The 23,938-nt window shown below is 53.7% G+C and carries 19 protein-coding genes and 1 tRNA gene; 12 read left to right on the top strand and 8 right to left on the bottom strand.

The genetic code is table 11. The features are described from left to right. The first annotated feature begins 102 nt into the window (after positions 1–102). The 5 genes from RBB63_RS20110 (at position 103) to RBB63_RS20090 (ending at position 3,979) form a co-directional block, all read left to right on the top strand. Positions 103–588: a hypothetical protein gene (locus RBB63_RS20110; RefSeq protein WP_309386964.1), complete on the top strand. Its 486-nt coding sequence runs from the start codon at positions 103–105 to the stop codon at positions 586–588. 42 nt (positions 589–630) lie between these two features. Continuing rightward, on the top strand, positions 631–930 hold the full coding sequence (locus RBB63_RS20105) for an STAS domain-containing protein (protein WP_309386962.1): 300 nt from the start codon (positions 631–633) through the stop codon (positions 928–930). Positions 931–1,268: 338 nt separating this feature from the next. After that, positions 1,269–1,883 (top strand): hypothetical protein, encoded by a 615-nt coding sequence (locus RBB63_RS20100; protein WP_309386960.1) that lies wholly within the window; start codon positions 1,269–1,271, stop codon positions 1,881–1,883. 91 nt (positions 1,884–1,974) lie between these two features. Continuing rightward, entirely contained in the window at positions 1,975–3,282 is a 1,308-nt protein-coding gene (locus tag RBB63_RS20095) for a carboxylate--amine ligase (protein WP_309386959.1), read from the top strand. A 10-nt stretch (positions 3,283–3,292) separates the two neighbouring features. After that, a complete protein-coding gene (locus RBB63_RS20090; protein ID WP_309386957.1) occupies positions 3,293–3,979 on the top strand; it encodes a gamma-glutamyl-gamma-aminobutyrate hydrolase family protein in 687 nt (228 codons plus the stop codon). Positions 3,980–3,987: 8 nt separating this feature from the next. Here RBB63_RS20090 and hemA read toward each other — a convergent pair whose 3' ends face one another. The 3 genes from hemA to hemH all read right to left on the bottom strand — a co-directional run bounded on the left by hemA (position 3,988) and on the right by hemH (position 6,954). Further along, positions 3,988–5,016 carry a glutamyl-tRNA reductase gene (hemA, locus tag RBB63_RS20085; protein ID WP_309386956.1) on the bottom strand — a complete coding sequence of 343 codons (1,029 nt, stop codon included), beginning with the start codon at positions 5,014–5,016 and terminating at the stop codon, positions 3,988–3,990. Then, complete coding sequence (locus tag RBB63_RS20080) at positions 5,006–5,860, bottom strand: cytochrome C assembly family protein (protein ID WP_309386955.1); 855 nt, start codon at positions 5,858–5,860, stop codon at positions 5,006–5,008. Before RBB63_RS20080 ends, hemA begins: the two co-directional genes overlap by 11 nt. Before the next feature lie 68 nt (positions 5,861–5,928). Beyond that, positions 5,929–6,954 (bottom strand): ferrochelatase, encoded by a 1,026-nt coding sequence (gene hemH, locus RBB63_RS20075; RefSeq protein WP_309386953.1) that lies wholly within the window; start codon positions 6,952–6,954, stop codon positions 5,929–5,931. A gap of 430 nt (positions 6,955–7,384) precedes the next feature. On the opposite strand from hemH, the gene RBB63_RS20070 reads away from it, so the two are divergent. The 5 genes from RBB63_RS20070 to RBB63_RS20050 all read left to right on the top strand — a co-directional run bounded on the left by RBB63_RS20070 (position 7,385) and on the right by RBB63_RS20050 (position 14,276). Then, a complete protein-coding gene (locus RBB63_RS20070; RefSeq protein ID WP_309386951.1) occupies positions 7,385–7,732 on the top strand; it encodes a type II secretion system protein in 348 nt (115 codons plus the stop codon). Positions 7,733–7,828: 96 nt separating this feature from the next. Continuing rightward, positions 7,829–9,730, top strand: coding sequence for a glycosyltransferase family 39 protein (locus RBB63_RS20065; protein WP_309386950.1), 1,902 nt, complete (start codon positions 7,829–7,831; stop codon positions 9,728–9,730). A 33-nt stretch (positions 9,731–9,763) separates the two neighbouring features. After that, on the top strand, positions 9,764–11,374 hold the full coding sequence (locus tag RBB63_RS20060; protein WP_309386948.1) for a glycosyltransferase family 39 protein: 1,611 nt from the start codon (positions 9,764–9,766) through the stop codon (positions 11,372–11,374). A 17-nt stretch (positions 11,375–11,391) separates the two neighbouring features. Further along, the gene (locus RBB63_RS20055; RefSeq protein ID WP_309386946.1) at positions 11,392–13,011 is read left to right on the top strand and encodes an ArnT family glycosyltransferase; all 1,620 of its coding nucleotides are present in this window, start codon (positions 11,392–11,394) and stop codon (positions 13,009–13,011) included. A gap of 20 nt (positions 13,012–13,031) precedes the next feature. After that, positions 13,032–14,276, top strand: a complete 1,245-nt coding sequence (locus tag RBB63_RS20050; protein WP_309386944.1) for a glycosyltransferase — start codon at positions 13,032–13,034, stop codon at positions 14,274–14,276. Positions 14,277–14,306: 30 nt separating this feature from the next. Here RBB63_RS20050 and RBB63_RS20045 read toward each other — a convergent pair whose 3' ends face one another. From RBB63_RS20045 to RBB63_RS20035, 3 genes are all read right to left on the bottom strand, one after another. Then, positions 14,307–15,632, bottom strand: coding sequence for an anaerobic sulfatase maturase (locus RBB63_RS20045; RefSeq protein WP_425503922.1), 1,326 nt, complete (start codon positions 15,630–15,632; stop codon positions 14,307–14,309). 3 nt (positions 15,633–15,635) lie between these two features. Beyond that, a complete protein-coding gene (locus RBB63_RS20040) occupies positions 15,636–18,770 on the bottom strand; it encodes an AsmA family protein (RefSeq protein WP_309386942.1) in 3,135 nt (1,044 codons plus the stop codon). A gap of 80 nt (positions 18,771–18,850) precedes the next feature. Further along, positions 18,851–20,044, bottom strand: coding sequence for a DUF2851 family protein (locus RBB63_RS20035; protein WP_309386941.1), 1,194 nt, complete (start codon positions 20,042–20,044; stop codon positions 18,851–18,853). A 131-nt stretch (positions 20,045–20,175) separates the two neighbouring features. Here RBB63_RS20035 and RBB63_RS20030 point away from each other — a divergent pair, with 131 nt between their 5' ends. Then, entirely contained in the window at positions 20,176–21,351 is a 1,176-nt protein-coding gene (locus tag RBB63_RS20030; protein WP_309386940.1) for a mechanosensitive ion channel family protein, read from the top strand. Here the strand turns inward: RBB63_RS20030 and RBB63_RS20025 are convergent. After that, entirely contained in the window at positions 21,348–21,869 is a 522-nt protein-coding gene (locus RBB63_RS20025) for a response regulator (protein ID WP_309386939.1), read from the bottom strand. The two genes, RBB63_RS20030 and RBB63_RS20025, sit on opposite strands and share 4 nt — an antisense overlap. A 38-nt stretch (positions 21,870–21,907) precedes the next feature. Further along, on the bottom strand, positions 21,908–23,011 hold the full coding sequence (locus RBB63_RS20020) for a type II secretion system F family protein (protein WP_309386937.1): 1,104 nt from the start codon (positions 23,009–23,011) through the stop codon (positions 21,908–21,910). Positions 23,012–23,186: 175 nt separating this feature from the next. Between RBB63_RS20020 and RBB63_RS20015 the strand changes: the two genes are divergently transcribed. After that, positions 23,187–23,261, top strand: a tRNA-Gly gene (locus RBB63_RS20015). Positions 23,262–23,938: the final 677 nt, after the last annotated feature.

The following is a 23,938-nucleotide window of genomic DNA, read 5'->3' as shown; positions in this document are numbered from 1 at the left end:
CGGTGTAGCTCCTTGTCCCCGACCAGCCAAATTGAAGCAGAATGAAGTACTTGCTTGCATCTGTGATTGCCAACGCGGTTCTAAGTTTATACTCGTTCAAGCATGGATACCACAGCGTTGCATGAGTTCTTAAAAGATGGCCAGGCCGACGAATGGTGGTTGGCCGTAGATGGCAAGCTAATGGATAATCCGGTTCCCTGCCGCGAGGTAGAGCGCATCTGCAAGGAACTCTCACGCTCCGCCATGCACGTCATGCATGTTTCCCAGGCGGACTTTGAAGAAGCGACATGGCTGGAGATTCAGCCCAAGCGTAAAAAGGAACAGGATCAAGCAATGAACGAACCAGCGAACGACACCGACGAACGACTCGCGCACATGGAGGCAAAAGTCGAACTCCTCCAGCATACGCTCGACGCCATGATCGACATGCTCCGCGAGTTGGACAGCTTTGAGGAACTGCGCCAGATGCTCGACGAGCGAGCAAACTTCATTCACCAGTCGGAAGAAGCGCTGATCACCCAAACGCTCGCCTTTGAAGAGCGAAACGCCGAGCTTGAACAAAAGCGCGAAGACCTTGGGCTCGACTAGAACCTTCCCCACTGCCCCCATACGATACTAGCTGCACGACCAATGATAACCGCGGAAAACACGAACGGGACGTTGATCCTGACCATTGAGGCAAGAACCCTGGAAGCTGCGAACGCGGTGGCCATCAAGCAAGCCATGCAAGAAGCCATAGGAACGCCAGGGGGCGCCGTCGTAGTGGACTTGCGCCAAGTCGAGCTCATCGATAGTGCTGGCGTAGGCGTGCTGCTCGGCATTAATAAATACAATCAGGAAAAAGTCGCCCTGCGCAATGCCGGTCGGGAAGTCATGAGCGTATTGAAGCTCCTGCGTCTCCAGCGTTTGCTCCTGATCGAGGGTGCTTAGAGCCTTCAAAGTCCCAAGCACACCTTCCCTTCCAAGGACTTTTAGAGCTAAAAATGCTCATCCTGAGCATTTTTTTCAGATACACTTGGATCGGTCCTTCAGAAATAATGGATAAGGCTCATTGTCCATACGGTTCATTAACCATTTATTAAACAATCGTTTACGGTAGGTGATAGGGCCTTATCGAACTATTCGAGCAGGTCTGTCGTGTAATGGTTTTATGGGTGGTATAACTTATGCTTTGACATGAAGCTCTGTATTTAATGAATTTTTTACTTATCTGATGCAGCACTTATGCCGTTAGATTTGGGCGAAACACCTCATTATCCAATTAAGTAATGAATAAGAAAGTAACCATAGGCGGTATTCGATTTCAGATGACGTCCCAGCAATTGCGCGACTCATGGTGGCTGAATTGCGATGGGGTGACCTTCAAGCAGCCGATGATTCTCAACTCGGTTGAACGCACCATCCAGCGCAAGCCAAGTGCGGATTATCAAGTGCTGCATGCGGACGAAACATCAAGCGATGATCCTCAATGGATGGCGTTGGTTTGTACGTCGGAAGTGCGCCGCCCAACAATGCGCCCGCCGCAGAACTCGCGTTCGCCTTTCAAGCTGGCCAAGCCTGTCGCTGTCCAAGAGGAGTCTTCGGCGTCCGAGGAGAGCTTAGTTGCGCCAAGCCCACTTACGCCAAAGCTCTTGGCTCGCCTGGATGAACTGGAAATTTCGCAGCGTGAAACGTTGGAGGCGGTTCGTCAGATTAGTTCACTCGTACAGGAAATCGGCCTGCATGTGGCTGCAAAGGAGAGCATTCGGGAGCGCGAGCGGTTCGTCAATGAAGCCGAAGACCGACTGGTGGAGGAAGCGCACCGTCTCGAAGTCGAGCGTGCCGAGTTGGAGCAACTCCGCGCCGAGCTCAATCGGGGTAACCTGAAGGTCGTAGGCGAATAAGCGGGCGTTCGTTGGCCGCTTTGTAGATTTTCCGGGGTGGGAAACTTCTGCTCCCACTTGAGCATGTCGTGATGTTGATTAACTTTGCGCCATGCAGGAAGTTACACCTAAGGGACGCATCATTCTCACCTATGGGCGCAGCATCATTGCGCTGGCGATTGCGCACTCACTCGGCAAGCGCGGGGTGGAAGTCATTGGTTGTGATGACGTCGAGCTGACCGTTTTACAGTTTTCGAAATATGTCCAGGACACTTTTGTCCATCGCTCGTCTGAGTCTGATGTCGATGGTTATCTGGAAGATTTGATCGCCAACATCGAACGACACCGTCCGCCGAGCGGTGTGCCGTATGTGCTGATTCCTTCTTTTCGTGACGCAACGATTATTGCGCGTCATCGCGAGCGCCTGGAGCAGCACATTACGGTGGCGGCGCCAGACATCGAATCCATTGACGCGGTTTTATCCAAGGCGGCGTTTGCCAAAACTGCTGAGGCAAATGGATTACCGATTCCGCAAACGTTAGTGGCCCAAACAGTCGAGGAACTGGAACGGCGCGATGACTTCCCCGAGCCTGCCGTAGTGAAGCCGCCGGACAGTCACGGTGGTCGTGGGATACGCATCTGCGATACACGAGCCGAAGCCTTGGCCTACTGTCGAGAGGTTGTTGAGTCTGGCGGTGAAATGCCAATTGTGCAAGCGACAGCTCCTGGCGAGGATTACTGCTTTGCGGCCCTGTGTAATCAGGGGGAACTCGTGGCGCATATGGCCTATCAAAACCTGCAGCAGTTCCCGATCGAAAAGGGGCAGGGAGTCGTCCGAAAAACGATCGATGACGCCGTTTTTCAGCCCAGTGCGGCGAAGCTTTTAGCCGCTGTAAACTGGCATGGGGTCGCCCAGGTCGATTATCGTTGGGATGGTGAAGGCGAGCCGGTGTTGATCGAGGTCAATCCGCGTTTTTGGGCAGGTCTGGTGCACTCGGTAGAGTCGGGGGTGGATTTTCCCTGGCTGCTATATCAAACCGTTTTAGGGCAACCGGTGGAGCCGATGGAAGCGAAAGAGGATGTAACGACAAATACTCCGGGTCTGCGCTGGCTTTCGGCGTTGCAGGATTGCATCGAGTCCAATGAAAGCTTCGAGCAACTCAGTCGGCATTGGGATGAGTTTAAGCAGGAGCTCGAAGGCAAACGTTGGGAGTCTGCCTGGCGTTCGTTTGCCGAGCTAATGACGACCGAAATCAACACCGAGCCCATGAAAGAAAAGTGGCGCAGGTTGAAACAACAAAGCGAAGACGCCCAAAGCGATTTGCTGTTGGAAGATGATCCTCAGGCAGCGCTTGGGGTGCTGTTTGTAATTAGTTCGCTGGTTCGCCATGGTGAGTTGCCACCCGAGTTCAAGAGCTAGCGCCTAGATTATGCGACCGCTGATAGGCATTACCAGCCCCACAAATGCTGATCCACTGGCGATGTTTTGCCTGGCGCTTGCAGTGCGCCTGGGAGGCGGGCGCCCGATCACTCTCAGTGCTAAAAAGCCATACCGCGAAATGCATGTGGATGGTCTGTTGGTGGGCGGCGGCGTGGATATTTTTCCCGAACTCTATCAAGCCCAAGCCATGGAAGGTCGAAAATACGACCGTTTGCGCGACGAATTGGAAGTGTACTGGCTGAAGCTTGCGCGAGAGAAGCAACTACCCGTGCTGGCGATCTGCCGAGGCGCCCAGATGATGAACGTAGTCCACGGCGGCAATCTGCACATGGAGGTGAGTACGGCCTATGAGAATGCGGAATATCCTACTGGCGTTTGGGCAGCGACTTTCTTTCGCAAGCCAATTAAATTGATTCCGGGTAGTCGGTTTCATGATTTGATGCAGGCCGACGAGCTCATGGTTAACTCCATTCACAAGCAGGCGATTTCGAATCTGGGCGAAAATCTGACGGCCGTTGCGCGTGAGCCAAACGGCGTCATTCAAGCAATCGAAGATGAATCGCGACCCTTTTACCTTGGGGTGCAGTTCCATCCAGAATTCCTGATTTACCAGAGTCGCTACCGTCGCATTTTCCAGGCGTTGGTGAATGCTGCGTCATTGCATTCGACCGGCTAGAGATAATATTAGCCAAGGCTTTCCCAGAGCCGCTTGGCGCGCTCCAGGATCGACTGGCGAGCAGCCGCGACCTCGGCTTCACGCGCGCGCAGGTTTTCATTAGCGATCTGCGCCAAGTGGTCGAGGTTGTACAGGTAGACGTTGTTCACCTCATCGACAGCCTGCTCGATATCCCGAGGCAAGGCGGTGTCGATGGCAATGAGCGGTTGGACCGGACGCTGTTTCATGATGGGCTTAAGCAGCTCACGCGTAATGAGCGGCTCCGGCGCCGATGTGGCGCCAATGACAATATCGGCCGTTTTCAACAGTTCTGGCAGTCGGTCCAATGAAGCAGCAGCGCCAGTAAATTGATCAGCCAATGCACGTGCGCGATCAAGGTTGCGCCCCGCGACAACGATGCGCCCCGCCCCCCGGCTGACCAACGCCTGGGTAGTCTTCTCGCCCACTTCGCCAGAGCCCATCAAGACGACATTAACATCCGTCAAGTCGCCACAGACCCGAATCGCCAATTCGGTGGCAATGTTGCCAATGCTCACCTGCCCTTTGGATACGCCGGTGTTCGTGCGAACCCATTTGGCCGCCTGAAAGCTTTTCTGAAAGACGCGATTGAGGACCCGTCCGGTGTAATGCAGATCCGAAGCCTGCGCATAGGCCGCCTTGAGCTGGCCAAGTATCTCGTTTTCGCCCACCATCTGCGAATCCAGACCTGAAGCAACTTCGAACGCATGGCGCACGGCATCCTCACCCGTCAGCCAAAAGCTATGGTTATCGAGCTCGGAAACCGGCACGCCATGGAGGGCGGAGAGCTCGGCGAGCAGCGCGGGCTTGAGATCTGGACCATCCGCCACACCGTAAATTTCGACGCGATTGCAGGTATTGAGAATCAGGCATTCTTCAACGGATTGTTGCCCCCGTAGCAACCTGGCCAACTGATCGGCGCGCACGGTGTCCAAGGCCAAACGCTCCCGAATTTCGATCGAAGCAGTCCGGTGCGAGCTCCCGAGCACAAAAAGCGCCTTGCCGTGGTTAGTAGGCATTGTCGAGAAACTCCACGCCATCAGCCTGTGGATGGGCCGGGCTCCGCTGAGTCAGCGGCCAGAGCGACACCAAGGCCACGATGAATAAACCGAGGCAAGCTTTGGCGAAGGCGCGCGCCACCAGTTGGTTGCGCCTGCGTTGCACCATGACGAATAAATAGGCCAGCCACACCGCCATCGCGATGGTCAGCTTGACCAGCCCCACCGCATGCGGAGCCTGCAGCCAGTTCAGAAAGCCGATCACCACTGCGACGCTTAATATCGAGACGCCCAACGAGATCAGTTTATAGTTAATGACCTCCAGTTGCCGAATGGCGGGCAGCATACCGAAGAGACCGCCAGTCTTCATCCGCTTCAGCGCCCGGTCTTGCATTAAATACATGAGCGAGGTCAGCGCCAGAACTGCGAACACGCCATAGCTGAAAATTGCTAGCGCAGCATGAAACCCAACCCATGGACTGCCGGAAAGCTCCAGCGGAGGCGCCGCATCATCCCAACTGGGAATGGACAACGCGACCAACGACAACCCAAAGCCAAAGGCCGACGAAAAGAAGTTAAGCAGACGCAATTGGAAAAGCTGACGCAGGATGAAATTCAACCCGACCGCGCTCCACGCCAATACTTGAAAAACCTCAAAGGTATTACTCAGCGGGATCGCGTGTATCTCCAGCCCACGGACATACAAACCAAAGCTTTGGAAAATAAACCCGCCGATCAGCAACGCCATGAAAATGACATGAGGGTACTCCCGACGCCGGATCATGGGCGCCAGCGCAAACAAAAACGCCAAGCCGTAGAAAATACAGCCTGTGCCAGTCAGCGCGCGATCATGCCAGAAATTCATGGAATTACGGAATACAGATTTCGAAACCAGTGAGTATTTTCAAATCAAAGAAACGTGCACGGCATTTTTCATTCGCATTCCGCAACAAACTGATCGATCCGGCCTTTGAGGAATTGAATAAATGCCGGGTGCTCGTTGAGGCAGGGGATTTGCTGAAATTTCTCTCCACCTGCCTTGAGGAAGTCCTCTTTGCCCTCAACCGAGATTTCTTCGAGTGTTTCCAGACAATCCGTGATAAAAGCCGGGCACAGGACCAGCAGATTCTTAACTCCCCTACCCGGCAACTCTTCCAAAACATGATCCGTGTAGGGCTTGAGCCATGGATCGCGGCCCAAACGCGATTGAAACGATATACTGTATTTTTCCTTGGGAATGCCCGCCTTTGCCGCCACCGCATGCGTCGTCGTGAAGCATTGATGCCGGTAGCAAGTGTGATGCGCCGGGTGGCAGGTTTCGCAACAATCGGGACGCGTTAGGCAGTGAGCATGAGAGGGATCGCTCTTACGCAGGTGTCGCTCCGGGATACCGTGATACGAAAACAGGACGTGGTCATACCCCTGATCAAGGTAAGGCTTCGCGTTGGTCACCATCGCCTCAATGTAGTCCTCGTCCCGATAGAATGGCTGAAGCAAGCTCACTTCCATGGACGGCTTTTGCACGTTGATTTCTTCCATGACCCGCACGACCACCGTCTCATAACTGCTCATCGCATAGTGGGGATAAAGCGGACAAACAAACAACCGCTCAACGCCCTGGTCAATGAGCTCGCGAACAACGCTGCTGATCGAGGGTTCGCCATAGCGCATCGCCAAAGCAATGGGGAAATCATACTCTGCGGCGACCAACTCACGTTGTTTTTCGCTGCTCACAATTAACGGCGATCCCTCGTCGAGCCAGACAGTCGAGTAAGCCTCTGCAGATTTCTTCGGACGAAATGGCAGAATAAAGCCCCGCACTACAATGTTGCGGACCAACGGCGACGCATCGATCACCCGCTCATCGAGCAGGAACTCCTTCAGGTATTCACGAACATCAGAGACGGAGGTCGAAGCTGGAGAGCCCAAATTGAGCAACAATACGCCAAGTTTTGCCATAAAGTGAATGAAGCAAGATGCAGCGAGGAATCAACCAAGAATGGCGTTTACGGTCGCCTAGCTCAGCTTACCCATAAGCAACTGGCTTTATAATCGCTACGATAGCGCATCTCCCTCAAGGGTGAGATAGGGCCAAGCAAAGTGATATGTGTTTCCAGAATCAGATATTTGAGGCAGGTGTGCGCCAGCTTTTGGCCTTTCTCAACCTGACTCCCCAACAGAACCAACGAGCATACGTTCACTCAAAGCCCATAAACCGCTAGCAACCAGCGCTTTAATGGTTTTGTTATGGATTTGTAAATTTACACTCCTTTAAACAGGGCCAGTTTTTAGACTTGATCTGGGGGAATGAATCTATTTTTATAGCCACTGTTGCCACTCACTGTCAGTCGGCGACTTTAATATAATAATAATCGAACACCTGAATATCATGAACAAGAATTCCAAAAAGGGCTTCACACTCGTTGAAATTATGATCGTGGTTGTCATCATCGGCCTCTTGGCTGCTATGGCGATCCCTGCCTTCCAAAAGGTTCGCGAACAGTCCCGCGAAAAGGCCATCACCAACAACCTTCGCCAAATCGCTTCTGCTGGTCAGCAGTACATCCTCGAAATTGGCACCGAAGAAGCAACCTACACTGATTTGCTGAACGCTGGTTACTACAACCCAATTCAGCAAGTTGCTGGTGAAAACTACACCACCATCACCGTTGTTGAAGAAGGTGGCACCATCTCCACCGAAACCACTGGCGAACAGGTCGTCGTCTTCACTTACTAATTCGGTAAGATTTTACTTTGCGACGAGCCACCCAATTGGGTGGCTCGTTTTGTTTGCTGACATAGCATACATTCTTCTCCAAGCTCTTGGCTTTCTATGATTTCTGCATTAGCGAGTTTGCTGAAGACGACAATAAACTCAAAGGGACAGCTCTGGCGGCTTGGAGCGTTTGCCGCTCTGGGATTTGCGGCGCTTTACTTTGGATTTTTCCATTTCTCCGCTGTTAATTCAGTCGTCCTGATGAAGCATTACGGCTACTATTTCATGCTGGCGTCAGTACTGGCATTTTGCGCCGCAAGCTTCATGGCAGTCCGCAGTAATCGGACAGAACTATGCTCATGGCTTAAGGCCAATTTCCGTTGGCAGTTTTTCTTCACGCTGACCACACTCACGCTCTATTTATGGTTCAGCCAGGAGCTTGGGTTCAAAGTGCTCATGGACGAGATAAACCTACTGGGCACTTCCATGAGATTGCACTACGACAACGTAGCCATGAGTCCGCTGCGTGGATACGAGATAAACGGCGTATTCTTACCTTTGGACTACGGTTTCGTCGACAAGCGCCCGCTTCTTTTTCCCTTTCTCGTATCCCTGATTCATGATGCTACGGGATATCGACCGGAAAATGGCATCTACTTCAATCTGGCGTTGATCCCCATCACGCTCAGTCTGGTCTATACGTTGGGGCTGATCTTTACCAACCGCCTGGGTGGCCTGCTGTCGATGATTCTTCTGGCCTCTTTCCCTATGTTTAACCTCTGCTGCCATGGGGGAGGTTTCGAGGGGCTAAATCTATTTCTGATACTGCTAACAATGCTGTCGTCGTATCTCTACCTGCGACGCCCAGAACCAAATACGCTGAGCTTGCTCTGCCTTTCCACAGTCCTCTTGGCAAACGTGCGCTACGAGTCAGTGCTTTTCATTCTTCCGGTCGCATTCGTGATCGCTCTAGGCTACCTCCGGGAAAAGAAGATAATTTTTTCCGCCGGCTTGTTTGCTACGCCTATCCTACTACTACCCGTCCCCCTACTACATCGCGTATTTGATATAACGCCTGAAGCGTCCTGGCAACTCGTTAGCAAAGACGCCCAAGTCGCATTTGGCTTGGAGTATCTACCTCGCAATGCCATTCAAGCGCTTGCGATGTTTCTTGACACCAGCCATCAACAACCAACCTCGCCATTTCTAGCAATATTTGGCGCAATCGGCGTCATTCTGCTATTATTTATCACCTTAAGAGATGTAAAGAATCCGGGCCCGCTGAGCGCGGCAAGAGTCACCTTGCTTTCGGGATGCATCGGAGTTGGCGCGCTTATGCTTTTGCTACTCTTTTACTTCTGGGATTTTGATGACGTCGTCACCCGCCGACTTGCTCTGCCCATTGTGATATTAATGATTTTCCCAGGCGTATCCGCCATAGGCAGTCTCTTCAAAAGCGAAGTTGCCATGCGCCTGGCCATCGCTTTAGCGCTCTTGGTTTTATTGGTCAAAGTCGTTCCCCGCAACGCGAAGGACATCTACACCAAGGAGTACATTCCTGGGCAAGTCATCCAGTGGAAGAAAGACTTTATCAAGGACCATGCGGACGAGTATAACCTAGTCATCGACAGCCCTGGTTTTTGGATCACCCATGAAGTGTCGGCAATTGCACGCGAGAGAGCTTTAAATAAGAAAGAGCTACTGAAGTTTCACCTGAAAAATCGAACTTTTGACAACATACTTGTCGTTGAAAATTACAACAAAGACATCTGGCAGGGCGTCTTGCGAGGAGGCGACGATTCCCGCATCAGCGACGAATTTAAGACCGAAGTGGTCGACGAAAAAATATTCAACGGTGTCGTGTTGGTGCGGATTGTTCGCGTGTTGGATATAGACGTTGAATTGCCGGAAACTCTCCAACAGGAAGCTCAGGAATTTGAAATGAAAGATCTGAATCGAGACGACATACTGGAATTTCAAAAAATCCAGCAAGTCCGCCTCAGCGATCTACTCCCATAATGAAGCATGGCTTCGTAATGTAACCGCCTAGCCGTGAATCCACGAAAATCAGCGAACATTGCTTGCCTGGGATTTCTGCTTGTAGTGGCGACAGTCATGGCGATCACTGTCTCAGATTATGGCATAAGCTGGGATGAAGTTTTTCGATGGAGCGGTGGCGACGCCAAGCTGAGATATTATGAATCTCTGTCTTCCGGAGACTTTCAGTCCGCGGCGAACTACCGAAATAAAGTGGACCACTATCCCGGTTTGGTCGATCTACCACTGGCGCTGCTCAGGCGACTGAACCTGGGAGAGGATTACCTTGTCGGTCATCTTTGGGTGGCGCTATTCGGTTTACTTGGCATTGGCGGCGCCATGGCGCTGGCCCACAGGTTAGGCGGCAGCAGCGCAGCGTTACTCGCCGGCCTGATACTCACGCTTTACCCCCGCTACTGGGGCCATGCTTTCTTCAACCCCAAGGACATCCCGTTTTCCGCAACTTATGTCTGGGGCCTGTGGGCGTTGACGTGGACCATACAAAGCAACCGACGTGATTGGCGGTCAGCGTTGGCGTTTGGGCTACTGGCAGGCGCTTGCATGTCGGTGAGAATTGGCGGCCTACTGCTGCTTTGCTATGCGGGATTATTCATTGCGCTGCAACTTGCCTATGACTGGCTCAAAATTGGATCGCTCTATTGTAAAAAGCGATTGTGGCTCAGCCTGCGTTGGGGCGTCGGCGCAAGTTTTGTCGCCTTCACTTTGCTCATCCTATTCTGGCCTTCCGCCCACCGGAATCCATTTGCGGTTACCGCTAACGCTGTTGGTGAAGTTTCCAGCTTTGGCTGGCAGGGGGAGGTCCTGTTCGGCGGGCAGTACTATCAGGCCAGTGAATTGCCCCGCAGCTACCTGCCGGAGATGCTGGCCCGCACCGCGCCAGACTACTGGTGGCTGCTGATTATCGGTATCGTCATTTACTTGCTTTGCCATGCAAAGCATTGGCCGTCCCTTTGGCGTGAGCATGCCGATTTGTTACTGGTTGGTTTTGCAATCGCTTTTCCTTTGGCGTATATTCTAGCGCGCAAGTCCATCGTTTATGATGGCGCTCGGCACATGCTGTTTATCGTTCCTCCGGCGGCGGCGCTACTGGCGACATTAGTAACTCGGGCATACTCTGCAGCGCAAAGTAAGCTGCACAAGTTCATCCCGGCAACATGGGCGCTGCTAACCTCGATCCTGTTGGTCTGGACGGCCTATGACATGCTTCGGCTACACCCTTACGAATATATCTATTATAATCGTATCTCCGGCGGTGTCGCTGGCGCCGCCAATCATTTCGAAACGGATTATTGGGGCACTGCATTTCGTGAGGCGTCGGAAATCTTATCATCAGAACTCCCGCCTCGCGATACCCCTTGGCGCCTCACCATGGAGCCGCCCTTGGACGAGTTGGTTTTACGCTTTGGAAAAGCAGTCATTCCACCGCCAAACTTAGTGGAGCCATTCCTCGGCGACCACATCGTATTGGTGCGCAGTCATGAAAGCCCAGACTTCTACATTGCAAGCTCACGCAATGGCTACCATGACATGCGAGACGGAAAGTTGCTTTTGTCTGTATCTCGCGAAGGAGCCGAACTTGTCCAAGTCAAAGAGTTTTCTCCCTGATGCATGACCCCAACCCAATGAGCCAAGACCAACAGCAAGATGTCTGGAAGTGGGCCACCTACACACTGTGGCTGGCGATGACGCTGATTCTGCTTCTGACGATGAATGACTATGGGATGAGCTGGGATGAAATCACTCGCTGGAACTCCGGTGATCTTAAGCTAGATTATTTCGAACGTGTGGCTGAACATGGAATGAGCGAATGGGGCAACGACCTAAGAGGTGACTTATATCCCGGCTTATTTGACCTGCCCCTTGCCATTTATGCAAAATACACTGGCGGTGATCGCCTCTTGGCAGGGCATCTCTACATAATATTTTTCAGCCTGCTAGCCGCTATCGCGGCGGCAATGGTTGCTCGCGAGCTTGGCGGCTGGAGGCTCGCGTTTTGGGCAGTGCTGCTCTTGATGATGCTACCCAGATTTTACGGGCACTGCGTATTCAACCCCAAAGACATTCCTTTTGCAGCGACCTACACATGGGGGCTCTGGGGCGTGCTATATACTGCCCGCACAATAACCGAAAAGCGCTACAGCCGATGGGTCGTCGCAGGGCTATTAGCCGGGGTTGCTATGTCAACACGCTTACCTGGCATGATCATCCTGGCGTATCTTCTCGGCATTACCGTATATCGCTTTGCATCGCAAAGTATGCCCAACGATCAACACAGCTGGCGGCTTCCTCCTCCGCGCGAATGGATTGATGGCATCGGCGGCCTACTAATTGCATCACTCTGCGCCTACGGCGTTCTACTGTGCTTTTTCCCTGCCAGCCACCACAATCCATTTGCGGATTCCGCCCGCGTCGTCGGCGCACTGCATACATTTTCAGACAGCATCCCAGTTTTATTCCGAGGCGAGGTTTACGACGCCGGTTCGACGCCCTGGTATTATGCGCCATGGATGCTGCTGATGGTTACTCCGCTTTGGCAGCTTGCGCTTTTAGTGACGGGAATCGCACTGGCGTTCGCACAACTGATATCGATGTGGCGTCGCCGCCTCTGGTGGGCGTCGGAAGTTGTTCCCTTTGGTGTCGTCCTTGTAGGTTTCGGATTTCCGTTGCTCTATCTGATAGCCTCTCAACCCGCCATCCACAATGGCGTCAGGCATGTCTTGTTTATCATACCAACTGGCGCCGTGCTGATGGCATATGGCCTTGCACGGTTGTTTAAACTTGCCTCGAGCAAAGGTAGATTAGCGCCCTTGATTGTGACTGCCGTGGTCGTCTTCTGCATACTCAGCAACATCGCATCACTGATCCGATTACACCCTTACCAATACGTATACTTTAATGCGTTAAGTGGCGGACCGTCCATGGCCCTCGGCCAATACGAAACAGAATACTGGTTTACGTCGATGCCCGAAGGCTTCAGACAGTTACAAGCATGGCGGGAAGAGCAAGGACTGTCTGGCGATGAGGTCGCGGTGATGGTCACTGGGCCATTGGAGATCGCGGAATATCAATTGCCCGCAGGTTGGAAGGTGGTGCAAACACCAGACAGTGCGCATTATTTTCTCGGCAACACGCAATTCGCGGGTCACTTGATTGTCGACGGCGAAGAAATCATCACCATTGAACGGATGGGCCTGCCAATCATGGTCATTAAGCAGTTGCAGGGCGAAGTCGCCGAACACTAAAACTTTGCGATACAAAGTATATGGCCACTCCAAGAAGCGAATCACCCCCAAAGTCCCAGGGCAGTGTGCTCATGACTACCTCGGTGTTTCCACGCTGGGCAAACGACAACACTCCCCCATTCGTATTGCGACAGGCTGAATCAATTGCAGCGGCAGGCTGGCAAGTAACTGTCCTCGCACCACACGCCGATGGCGCACTGAGGCACGAGAAGCGAGGGTCAATTAACATCGTGCGCTTTGGATACCTTTGGCCGCCCAAGCTACAGGGCTTGTTTTATGAAGGCGGCATGTTGGTCCAACTGCGCAAACACCCACAGCGCAAGTGGCAGCTTCCATTTATGTTGGTGGCGCAAATCATGGCTACGCGCAAACTTTGCAATGCAAAGCAGTTTGACTTAATCCATGCACATTCCCTACTCCCTCAAGGGTTCACAGCGCTTTACAATGGCCGATTACCGGTAGTCGCAACCAGCCATGGCAATGATGTGTTTGGACTGAAAGAAGGTGGGCTTTACGGACACCTTAAGCGCAAAGTCGCCAGCGAAGTTGCCGCCCTGACGGCCAATAGTTCCGAAACAGAAAAGGCGTTGCTGCGCCTGGGCGCCAACGCAGAGCGTGTGCATCGCGTGCCTGCCAGCCCCAATATCAGCAAGCCAGAGGCAAGCGAAGTCGCAAAAATTCGAGCGCAGTATCCACCTAATGCTAAGTTAGTTTTTTTCGCAGGCCGCCTGATTGAGGAAAAGGGAGTCGGCGATTTGATCCAGGCGTTTTCGCAGTTAGCTATGCCTGAGGCGCATCTCATCATCGCTGGCCAAGGAGCAGATCGTGACCGATTTGAGAAGCAGGCGCAGAACGGTTCGTTAGCCAAGCGCATCGAATTTATCGGTTGGCAAGACAAGGATGCCTTGGCGAATTACCTCGCTGCCGTTGATCTCTTCGTTGGCCCTTCGAAGCCGCGAGCAGACGGCTGGGTGGAGGCGCAAGGTTTGGTTTTTGCGGAAGCGATGGCCGCCGGTTTGCCTGTGATTGCAACTCGCTGCGGCGGGATTCCCGATATGATCATCGACGGACAAACGGGGCTGCTAACGTCACCAGGTGATCCCAAAGCACTGGCCGACGCGATGCAAAAGCTCTTAACCGAAAGCGAACTTCGGACACGAATCATCGAGCAGGCCAAGCGCCATTTCAGCGAGCAGTTTTCCCCTGAGGTAGTGACGCAGAAACTGCTGGCAGTCTATGCAACCATCAAGCGAAGCAACGCTTGAGGGATCTGGCCAAACTCACTTGATGACGCCTTATCGACGCGTATTGCGCTTGAGCAACGAAGGGTCCTTCTTGAGCATCGGCATGATCTCGGCTGGGGCGCGACGAGCACGATAAAGCTGCGCCATAACCTGCATGGCCGGGTCAATGTGCCGGAAGAATTTGAGGTAGCTCGGGCAAAGATAATTCAGGCCAAACTCGCCATCTTTGGTCCAAGTAAAGCGATGCTTCGGGCATTCGCCATGGCAAGCGAAGCGCACATCGCATTTCACACATTGCTGCGGCAAACCAGCTTTCTTGTCCTGCCCAAACTGCTTCATGGCGTCACTGTCGACGATGGCGCCCAAAGACTGGTTAAGCACATTGCCGACCTTGTAACGTGGGTAGACATAGTGATCGCACGCATAGACGTCGCCATTGTGCTCAATGGCCATTGCCTTGCCGCAGGTCTCGCTAAAGACGCACAGGCCACCAGGAATGTTGAGCCACTTGCCCAGCGCCATGTCGATGATTTGGACGTATGTCTTACCCACATCACGCGTCACCCAGCGATCAAATATCTTGCAAAGGAAGTCGCCGTATTTGTGTGGGTCCACCGCCCAGTGCGCCATGACCGGCGGACGCTTTTCGATCGGCGGGTTACGGAAATCCGGCGGGTGCGCGAGTTGCAGGCCGATATCGCGCGAGTCCTTGTCGGGCAAGCGTTCGACAATGGGAATGAACTGCAGGTAGCCGCTGCCAATGTTCTTCAGAAACTTATAAACTTCGAGCGGCTTGTCGACATTACCCGCGTGAACGCAGGTCAGCGTATTGAACTCGACCTTAAACTTTTTCGCCAGCTCAATGCCCCGGATCACCTTGGCGTAAGACGGCCCCTTCTTCTTGTCGACGCGGTAGTGATTGTGGAGGTCTTCAGGGCCATCGATGCTGATGCCCACGAGAAAGTTTTCATCCGCTAGAAAGCGCGCCCAGTCCTCATCCAGCAACGTCCCATTTGTTTGCAGCGCATTCTCAATGGTCCGCCCGTTTGCGTATTTCTTTTGAAACTGGACTACCTTCTGGAAAAATTTCACGCCCATGAGCGTGGGCTCCCCCCCCTGCCAGGCAAAGGTCACCGTGTGCTCTGGCTGTGACTCGATATAATTCCTTACATAGGCCTCAAGCGTCTCATCGGACATCTTGAAGCGCTCATTCGAGGCAAAGAGATTTTCTTTTTCGAGGTAGAAGCAGTATTCGCAGTCCAGGTTACAAAGCGGCCCGATGGGCTTTGTCATTACGTGAAATGGCGCAGACGCCAAATCGTGCTTGGGGCCTTGAGTGAGTTTCTCGTCTATTTGTATAACCGGACTTTGGGGCATTCGCTACTGCTTCTTTTCCTGCTCTTTTTTCTGCTGACTGTTCAGTAGACCCTGCAAAAGCCCACCAACGGCGCGCGCGGCGTCTTGCTTTTGCTGATCTTTAGTTTGATCCTTAGTTTGGGACTGATCATCAGTCACGCCAAGCGTATTCGTGGCCGATTCCGCAGCGCCGCCAACCAGCCCAGTCACCAGGTTCGGCAAGTTGCCCAACACCGTGCTCGCCAAGCTGCTGTAATAGTCCGGCTTCGTCAGCGAACCAGTGATCTCAAATTTTGGCCCCGCAACGTAGCCATCGCTATCGGTGGTGGAGCCCGCCAGCTTCAGGCTGTTGATCAGCTGCAATTGATTCCCCTTCGACCAGAGTTGAGCCTGAATCTTCATCGGCTGCTCCGTGACAGGCACATTCTCCTGATAAGTAATCTTACCAGTTCCCTTAAACTTCATGTTGTTCGCCGAGCTGAGCAGCACAAATTCGTCAAGGTTGACGTTCAGATTCTCCTTTCGATTGGCCACAAGGGAAATCTGGTCATACTTAATCTCCTTGCTGATCGCGTTGAGCATGGCGTTCACCTGCTGCACGGCAGGGTTGTTTTTCACGCCGCTGACTCCCAGTGAACTGGTGATATCGCTAACGAGGCCAAGGCCCGCGCCAATGCCCGACACCGCAGTGCCCACCGCGCTACCCTCTGTTCGCACAACGCCGGGGCCGCCTTTCAGGTCCAGGTTGAACAACACCAGGTCAGACAATTGCCCAAGCGTCGGCGCCGTTCCTTTCGCCTCTCCCTTAAAGGAATATGGCCCGGTAACCCCTGCATTGTTCGGATTGCCGTCTTTCGAAGTCAGCGAGCCAACTTCGAGCCCTTCGAGGTCGATATTGGCGTCAAGCGCATAGGGTTTCGGTTTGCCAACGGTAAAATCAATGATCGCTTTGGCGCTGACGGGCGCGCCGTTGATCGTGGCGTTGAGCGGGGTAATCCGGAGAGTTTCGTTGTTGATCAGCAGCTTGCCCTCCAAATTTTTCAGGGTGGTCTGCCCCATGGTCACCTGGCCGAAATTCAGGTCGAACGTGCCATCATTACCGTTCCAAGCCGCCACCTTATCCGGACCGCCAGCAGGAACAGCCTGAGGCTCATCCTGCGACTTCGGGGTCGCTTCATCAGAAGCAAGGGCGGGATTCTTAAACGCGCTCTGCAATTGCTTGAGTTGGTCAATGCTCAACGCATTACCCGTCAAATCGACATCAAACTGGTTAACGCCGCCACTACGATCGACCTTAGCCGTCAACGCCGCGTCACTCTTAAGCGACTTGCTGGCGATGCTCGCCGTTCCTTTTAAATCAACCTTCTCCGCGCCTTCAATTGGGCCAGCAACGGCAATGCTGACGCTGTCGATCACATCATAGCTTTGCTTCAGCGTCAGGCTGCTGAGCGCCAAATCCAGATCGACATCCAATGCCCCCCCTTGCGGAGCCACTTTGGCGTTCAGTTGATATTGCCCGCCCGCAAGCCCCGCATAATTTGCGAGAACCGGCTGCTCCAGCAGTTTCGCCAAGTTACCGCTCAATGCTGCGGTTCCACTCGTCGTTTCATCGGCGTTTTTCAGGTCGCTAACCAGAATCTTGGCTTCGCCGTTCAGCAATTGTTTGCCACCGCTGGCCAGTGAAACGTTCGCAATGTCGACGTTCAACTTCTGGCCATCCATATCGACATTAGGCGTCAGGGCGATGTCGACAGACTTCAACATCGGCTCATCATCCTTAGTCACCGAAAGCCCGCCAATGCGCCAGGGGGTCGTCGTTTTGACCGCGTAAACAGAGTCGCTGGTCGCCGTAATCGATAAACCAGCGGTGATTTCGTCACCATCAAGAGACACGCCCTTAATAAATGGGCTCAGCCAAGCGACCGGCAGGTTAGTCAAGTCGATGGTCAGTAGCTCTCCGGGCTGCCCATCTAACTGCGGCTTGCCATCGACGATCTCCACGGTGAACTTCCGCTTGAGCTCCAAGGCCAGCAAATTACGGCCACTGTCCGTGACAAAATTGGCGTCCAACGTTTCGAGCAATACTTGGCCCGACTGCATCGTGGATTTCAAGTTCGCTTTGAGCGAGCCGCCGCCAACGCTGGCCAGCTCAGGCTTCCACTGCGCGAGATTACGTAAGTCCAATTGCAATGTGCCGCCGACATCGAATTGCTCAGCTTTGCCATCGAGCGTGAATTGCTCATCCATTGTCAGCGTAAAGTCGGGCAAGTCGGCGCCCATGAGGAACGGCTCCAGCGCGGCACGATCAACATTCGCCTTCACGCCCCCCACGAGAGATTCCGTTGCGGGCTTGAAGGTCGAAGACAACTTGGCAATCTCCTTCCCCTCGCGAGCAAACGACGCGGCGTAAACTTCTTGATCGCTCAACTGCTCGGCGGAAATATCCACAGACAGCTTAGCTGGCGCGCTTAATGTGCCGCCGCTGGCGGATATGTCACCAACGAAGGATACTCGATCCAACCGCTGTGCTCCCGTTTGATTCAACTTCAAGCCGCCTGTCACCGAAAGTTGACTTGCAGCAGCGCCAGGCGTCTTATCTTGCAGATCGCCTTTCAATGTAAGCGCGCCTTCCTTTCCGGGTGCGATATCCCCGCCACTCACTGCAAAGGTCAATGATCGCTGAGGCATCAGGACTTTACCGTTTACGTCAACCTTGCCAACGTAAAGCTTGAGGGGAATTTCCGCATTCTCAAATATTCCCTTAAACTTTGGCGCCCCTCCTTCAACCGGATTAGCATCATCATCGGACGAGTTGTCACTAGCCGGTTTCATTTTAGTGGTGTCAACCAACAAATCTTGGACCAGCAGCGAGTCGACCCGCACTTCCTCCCCGAAAATGTAGTCCCATAAGGAGTAGGTCAGTTGCAGGCTGCCCAATTGAATCAGGGCGCCGTTTTGCTCGATGGCGAGGTCTTGAATATCAACCTTGGACGTGCCCGCCGATAGCGTTTCGACCTGCACACTGTCCACCTTGCCCTCCATCGTGCTCAGGAAGATAGACTTCTGAAAGCCGGGGCGCGTAACGACGACGGCGGCGATGATCACCAACAACAACAGCAGCACGCCGAGGATCAGGATTACTTTGAGAAATTTCTTCATGGGTAGCCTTTAGTTAAAGAAAAACTTAGTCAGGAAGCGCGTAGTCACAAGTTTCGGAATTAAATATTCGTATAAGATTCTTACAAGCCGTGCGTAAAAAATCGCTGCAAGGCGCCCTGCAAGAGACCATTACAACGCGGCTGACGGGGGCCGCAGCCCCCCGCCTCACGTAAAAACTGAGCCAAGGCCGCAGGATAATCACCCGCCATCCAGTGATGCCAGAGCCCGAACAAGTCCCGCCCTGTCTGGACGGACACCAGAGGCAGGATTGCATCGACGACCAGAGTGTCCAAACGCGGACCAGTCAGCGCGCCCGCTAAGATAGCCTGCGCCAACTCTTCCCGCAGTTGGGTAAAGCCCGCTGCACGGCGCGCAGGGCCCGTCAGTTCATCAGGATCGGCATTCACGTCGAGTGCTGACCACCTCAGCAACTGATCAGGCCAGTCGGGCTGACCGACGAGTAGCGCCTGATATTGCTCCAACCGGCGTCGTGGATGATTCGCCGGCCGCAAGCTCGCCAGCTTCCAGCGCCCATCAGCAAAATCCATCAGTTCGTCCAAGGGCATGGCCGCCATCACCTCCGGCGGGAAACGCTCGGCCAAGGCGATCATTGGGGCGCGATTGCGACGAAAGCCCATCACTTCGAGCATCGCCTGATGCAAAGCCAAACGCCAGCCCAGTCGCTCCAGCCTCATTTGGGCGTAACGCCGCTTTTGACGCCAACGCTCAAAGGCCAAATCCCGCAGATCGGACACACGCGCTGTCGGCGACAAACTCAGGTAATAGGTCAACAGGTCAACATGATCACGCCGCTCCAGCGCCAGGAGCGCATCCTCCATCGCATAAGATTCCAGATCGCGGTCCAGCAACGGTAACAGAAAAAGCGCCTCCGGCTGAGCGCCCAGCGAGGTGAAAGCGGGCCGGGAACCGTCGTCAAACACCACCACATGCAGAACGACGCTGCCATATTCGTCATCCGCCTCATGGCCATGCCCAAACCAGTCTCCGGGGTAAAAATGTATCTCCACATCCCCATCGACTCGTTCGCCGTCAATCTCCAGCACCGCATCGCGAAAATCCGGGCCCTCCTGCAAATTCCATTGCCCGGCCTTGCGGACGACCAGCTTGCGGCCTGACTGCGTTTTCAACTCGCCACGTTGAAAGTCCTGCCGCAGCCAGATGCGCTGCACCACCAACTCCGACAAGCTGACCGGTCCAAATTCACCGGGCAGCTCGGCAACCTCCAACGGCGCACTCGGCGGTACAGTCGGCAAAGCAGTCATGGTAAGGGACAGCGTAATGTATTGTGCCCATCCGCCAAGCGCAAATGGCGCAATAAACTCCGCCTGCGACTTATTGGAATGTAATTTGCATTCAACGCGCATCTGACTTCAATTGGACCCACATGAGCATCGACCTACTGACACTTGATTTTCTCGGCAACCCGCTCTGGCGCTACGGCGCCGCACTGCTCTGTGTGATCCTTGGTTACGTGGCGGCCAAAATCGGTGAATTCTTGCTCGTGCAAACCAGCAAGCGCACCTCTGGCGAAGAGCCGAGCGCGATGAAGGTCTTCTATAGCTCTGTTGGCTCTTCTCTTGGGGCCATTGGCATGTCGATTGGCCTGCGCTTTGGCGTCGGCATGATCGAGTTCCCCGGTCGGCTCGAAGGCATAGCAGATCTGGCTGCGGCGATCCTCATCATCCTGTCCTTTGGGATGTTGGTGCTCCACCTGGTTGCCGTGCCAGAATATCTCATGCGCAACCACGCCGAAAAAGACGACACCCGCATGGACGCCATGCTCGTGCCACTCATCGGCAAGACCTTGCGCGTGGTCATCATCGGCGTCATCGTGCTGCAGATTTTCCAGATCGTTAGCGGAAAGGACATCACGACCATACTCGCCGGTCTTGGGATCGCTTCGTTGGCCTTCGGCCTCGCCGCTCAGGAGAGCATCGGCAACCTGTTTGGCTCCGTCTTTCTCTTCATGAACAAGCCATTTGAGATCGGCGACCGCTGCAACATCGACGGGCACGACGGCGTCATCAGCGAAATGGGCCTTACGTGCACGCGCATGGAGCGCCTCGACGGCCACCTGGTCACCATCCCCAATGGGCAACTCTACAAGAAGACGATCCACAACATCGGCAAGCGCCCCTTTATCCGGCGCATCATGAATGTGACCATCACCTACGACACGCCGCCGGACAAGATCGAGGAAGCGGTCAACATCCTGCGCGAGTCCATGGCGTTCAAGGAAGGCGATGAAGCCACGAAGATGAACGAACCCATCAACCAAGGTGAGCTGCTGCCGCGCGTCTACTTCAATGAGTTCAACGCTGACTCGCTGAACATCATTTGCATCTACTGGTTTCAGCCTCCCAAATACTGGGATTTCCTCGAACACAGCCAGTGGCTGAATCTGAAAATCTTCAAGGCCTTCGGTGAGGCCGGCATCGACTTCGCCTTCCCATCGCAAACCATCTACCTCGCGGGCGACGACAACCGCCCCCTCAACATCCCCGGCATGGACTCAATCCGCGCACTGGAAAGCCAAGCCGAAAAAGGCGGGAAAAACTAGGACAGCTCAACGCCGAGAATTTCCGCAGCTTTGGCTTTATCGCCGTCACAAAGGTCCATCACAAAGCCAACGTAGTTTTCCTCCGCCAGTTGCAAATGCTCAGCCAAAGTAGGCAGGTTCTCGATTTCCGACTCGCGCAATTGCGGGCGACGCACCTTGGATTCCTCATAGGCTCGCTCCACTGCGACCATCAATGAGTCCACCTGGATCGGTTTTTCGATGACTAAAAAGACCCCGGCCTCCTTCGCGTCCTCCGCCAATTCCTCACTGGCAAAACCCGACATGAGGATCACAATAACGCTGGGATCACTTTCGACCAGTCTGCGCGACAACTCCAGGCCGTCCATCGGCTCCATTGCGTAGTCGATCAGCACCACGTCAAAGCGGCTTTGCCGATAACGCATCAGGGCTTCATCCCCCGATGAGGCTCCCGCGCACAGGTAGCCTGTAGCGCCCATGAGCCCGGTCAGCATTTCATGGATTGCTGGCAGATCATCGACTATCAGTAAGCTTGGCATGGGTTGGGGAATGGGGAGGTCAAAAATATACGAGCCGGTTAGCCGCCGACCACGCTGGAGAGTTGGAAGATCGGCAAGAACATCGCCATAACGATGCCGCCAATGACCACACCCAGCACACAGATCAAGATCGGCTCCATCAGAGAAGTCAACGACTCAACGATGTTATTCACTTCCACATCGTAGAAGTCGGCAATCTTGTTCATCATCCCATCCACGTTACCAGTTTGCTCACCGGCCTTGGCCATGTGCTTGACCATCGATGGGAAGTAAGGCGTTTCGGCGATGATTTCGGAAAGCTGTCCCCCTTGGCTGATGTGACGGCTGAAATTGACGCAGGCGTCTTCAATAAACACGTTGTTCGATGCGCTCGAGCAAATCTCCAGCGTGCGCAGGATCGGCACGCCACTACGTAGGAGAATCGCGTAGGTGCGGCAGAAACGGGAAATGTTCACCTTCCGCGAGAGGTTGCCAATGATGGGCAGCTTGCTGAAGAACACATGCTTGGCCCGTCGCCCACGCGGCGTGGAAGTCACCTTCTTTAAAGTCCAGAAAAAGGCCACCGTCCCCAAAATAATCCAGTGGATGTTGTATTTGAGGAAATCCGAAATATCGATGAGCATTTGCGTCGGCTTCGGCAACTCGGCGCCAAAATCCGCGAACATTTCCGCAAACACCGGAATCACAAAAATCAGCAGCACATTCACCAGAATGACCGCCAGACCAATAACCGCGATCGGGTAGGTCATGGCGCTCTTGACCTTCTTGATTAGCGCCAGAGAGTCTTCGAAGTAGAGCGCGACTTTGCCCATGATGTCCGCCAGCGCACCCGAGGCTTCACCGGCTTCCACCATGGAAACGAACAGATTTGGAAACGCCCGGGGAAATTTTCGAACCGCATCTGAAAACGCCGTGCCTCCCGCGATGTCGTTGCGGACATCACGAATGATGATCTTGAAAACCGGGTTTTCCGTCTGATCCTGCAAAGCTTCCAACGCACTCACCAACGGCAGACCGGCCTCAAGCATCGAGGAAATCTGCTGCGTAAACACGGCAAGCTCATCGAGCTTGATCTTCTTGCGGTGCGCCTGTTTCTCGTAAGCTTTTTGCTTAGCGAGCCGCTGCGACTCGGCGAATGACATTTTCTTTTTTGCTCCGCCAGACGAAGGACTCGCCGCGCTTTGACTTAACATCGCCATAGTTATGCAGGATCAATTGGTTTGTGGCGCGTGATAGCTGTGAGAGTAAAGAGACGCGCAATTTCAGGAATTATACTTGACCTAATTAGTGAACAAGGTCAAGCCTTCCCCAATCAATGCGGGCGTAGTACAACGGCTAGTATACGAGTCTTCCAAACTTGGGATGAGGGTTCGATTCCCTCCGCCCGCACCAAGTTCCCACTGGGCCACCTGACGCCGGACGGCGGCAGAAGCGATAAATCATTTGCTAACAGGCATTTCTGTAATTCTCACGACCTAGCCTGAGTCGTCAAATTCTGACCGTAAAAGGCCCTCCGAGCCTGCTCTGAGTGGAGCCAATGATGAAGATTGGCAGGCTTGTGAAGGATTTGTAAACCTGCCATCAGCCTCATGCCGGCAGTCAACTGGTTAATGACGCAAAAGTGCGCAACTTCATGTTATCTTTAGGCAATTTCCACTTAAATCTGTGGCCTCCATGCGACTTCAAACGCTCCACCCGAATCCCCCCTCTTCTCCATCCAGTCTCCACCTCCTTTCGTAAGCTCCGCGTCCTCTGCGTTCTCTGCGGTTAAAATTCACCACCTGCCCCTCCCCACACTCCTGCGTCACGCCCTGGCTCAACCTCCTCCCCCACGTCTCAAACTTTTTTCAAAAAAAGTTTTCCCAGCCCCTCCGAAATCCCCCTTTCGAGGCCCATTTCACCACCCGCTACCACGAGTCAGTATTAGTGAGTAGCTCTCAGTGGCTTTCACTAATAGCGAAACGGTGCTTTGGGGCCTCTCCCACCCTCAATAAGTAGCCAACTGAGCCAATGGAGCCAACTGAAGCAACTGAGCCAACTGAGCCATTGTCAGCTCACCAGTTGCTTGA

It is taken from the genome of Cerasicoccus frondis, assembly GCA_031296915.1.
In the GTDB taxonomy this organism is placed as follows: domain Bacteria; phylum Verrucomicrobiota; class Verrucomicrobiia; order Opitutales; family Cerasicoccaceae; genus Cerasicoccus; species Cerasicoccus frondis.
This window is presented reverse-complemented; position numbering and strand designations above follow the sequence as displayed.

Excerpts from the sequence above, each read along its gene's own strand:
- RBB63_RS20110 (WP_309386964.1), top strand. The coding sequence starts at position 103 with ATGGATACCACAGCGTTGCATGAGTTCTTAAAAGATGGCCAGGCCGAC.
- RBB63_RS20105 (WP_309386962.1), top strand. The coding sequence starts at position 631 with ATGATAACCGCGGAAAACACGAACGGGACGTTGATCCTGACCATTGAG.
- RBB63_RS20100 (WP_309386960.1), top strand. The coding sequence starts at position 1,269 with ATGAATAAGAAAGTAACCATAGGCGGTATTCGATTTCAGATGACGTCC.
- RBB63_RS20095 (WP_309386959.1), top strand. The coding sequence starts at position 1,975 with ATGCAGGAAGTTACACCTAAGGGACGCATCATTCTCACCTATGGGCGC.
- RBB63_RS20090 (WP_309386957.1), top strand. The coding sequence starts at position 3,293 with ATGCGACCGCTGATAGGCATTACCAGCCCCACAAATGCTGATCCACTG.
- hemA (WP_309386956.1), bottom strand. The coding sequence starts at position 5,016 with ATGCCTACTAACCACGGCAAGGCGCTTTTTGTGCTCGGGAGCTCGCAC.
- RBB63_RS20080 (WP_309386955.1), bottom strand. The coding sequence starts at position 5,860 with ATGAATTTCTGGCATGATCGCGCGCTGACTGGCACAGGCTGTATTTTC.
- hemH (WP_309386953.1), bottom strand. The coding sequence starts at position 6,954 with ATGGCAAAACTTGGCGTATTGTTGCTCAATTTGGGCTCTCCAGCTTCG.
- RBB63_RS20070 (WP_309386951.1), top strand. The coding sequence starts at position 7,385 with ATGAACAAGAATTCCAAAAAGGGCTTCACACTCGTTGAAATTATGATC.
- RBB63_RS20065 (WP_309386950.1), top strand. The coding sequence starts at position 7,829 with ATGATTTCTGCATTAGCGAGTTTGCTGAAGACGACAATAAACTCAAAG.
- RBB63_RS20055 (WP_309386946.1), top strand. The coding sequence starts at position 11,392 with ATGAGCCAAGACCAACAGCAAGATGTCTGGAAGTGGGCCACCTACACA.
- RBB63_RS20050 (WP_309386944.1), top strand. The coding sequence starts at position 13,032 with ATGGCCACTCCAAGAAGCGAATCACCCCCAAAGTCCCAGGGCAGTGTG.
- RBB63_RS20045 (WP_425503922.1), bottom strand. The coding sequence starts at position 15,632 with ATGCCCCAAAGTCCGGTTATACAAATAGACGAGAAACTCACTCAAGGC.
- RBB63_RS20040 (WP_309386942.1), bottom strand. The coding sequence starts at position 18,770 with ATGAAGAAATTTCTCAAAGTAATCCTGATCCTCGGCGTGCTGCTGTTG.
- RBB63_RS20030 (WP_309386940.1), top strand. The coding sequence starts at position 20,176 with ATGAGCATCGACCTACTGACACTTGATTTTCTCGGCAACCCGCTCTGG.
- RBB63_RS20025 (WP_309386939.1), bottom strand. The coding sequence starts at position 21,869 with ATGCCAAGCTTACTGATAGTCGATGATCTGCCAGCAATCCATGAAATG.
- RBB63_RS20020 (WP_309386937.1), bottom strand. The coding sequence starts at position 23,011 with ATGTCATTCGCCGAGTCGCAGCGGCTCGCTAAGCAAAAAGCTTACGAG.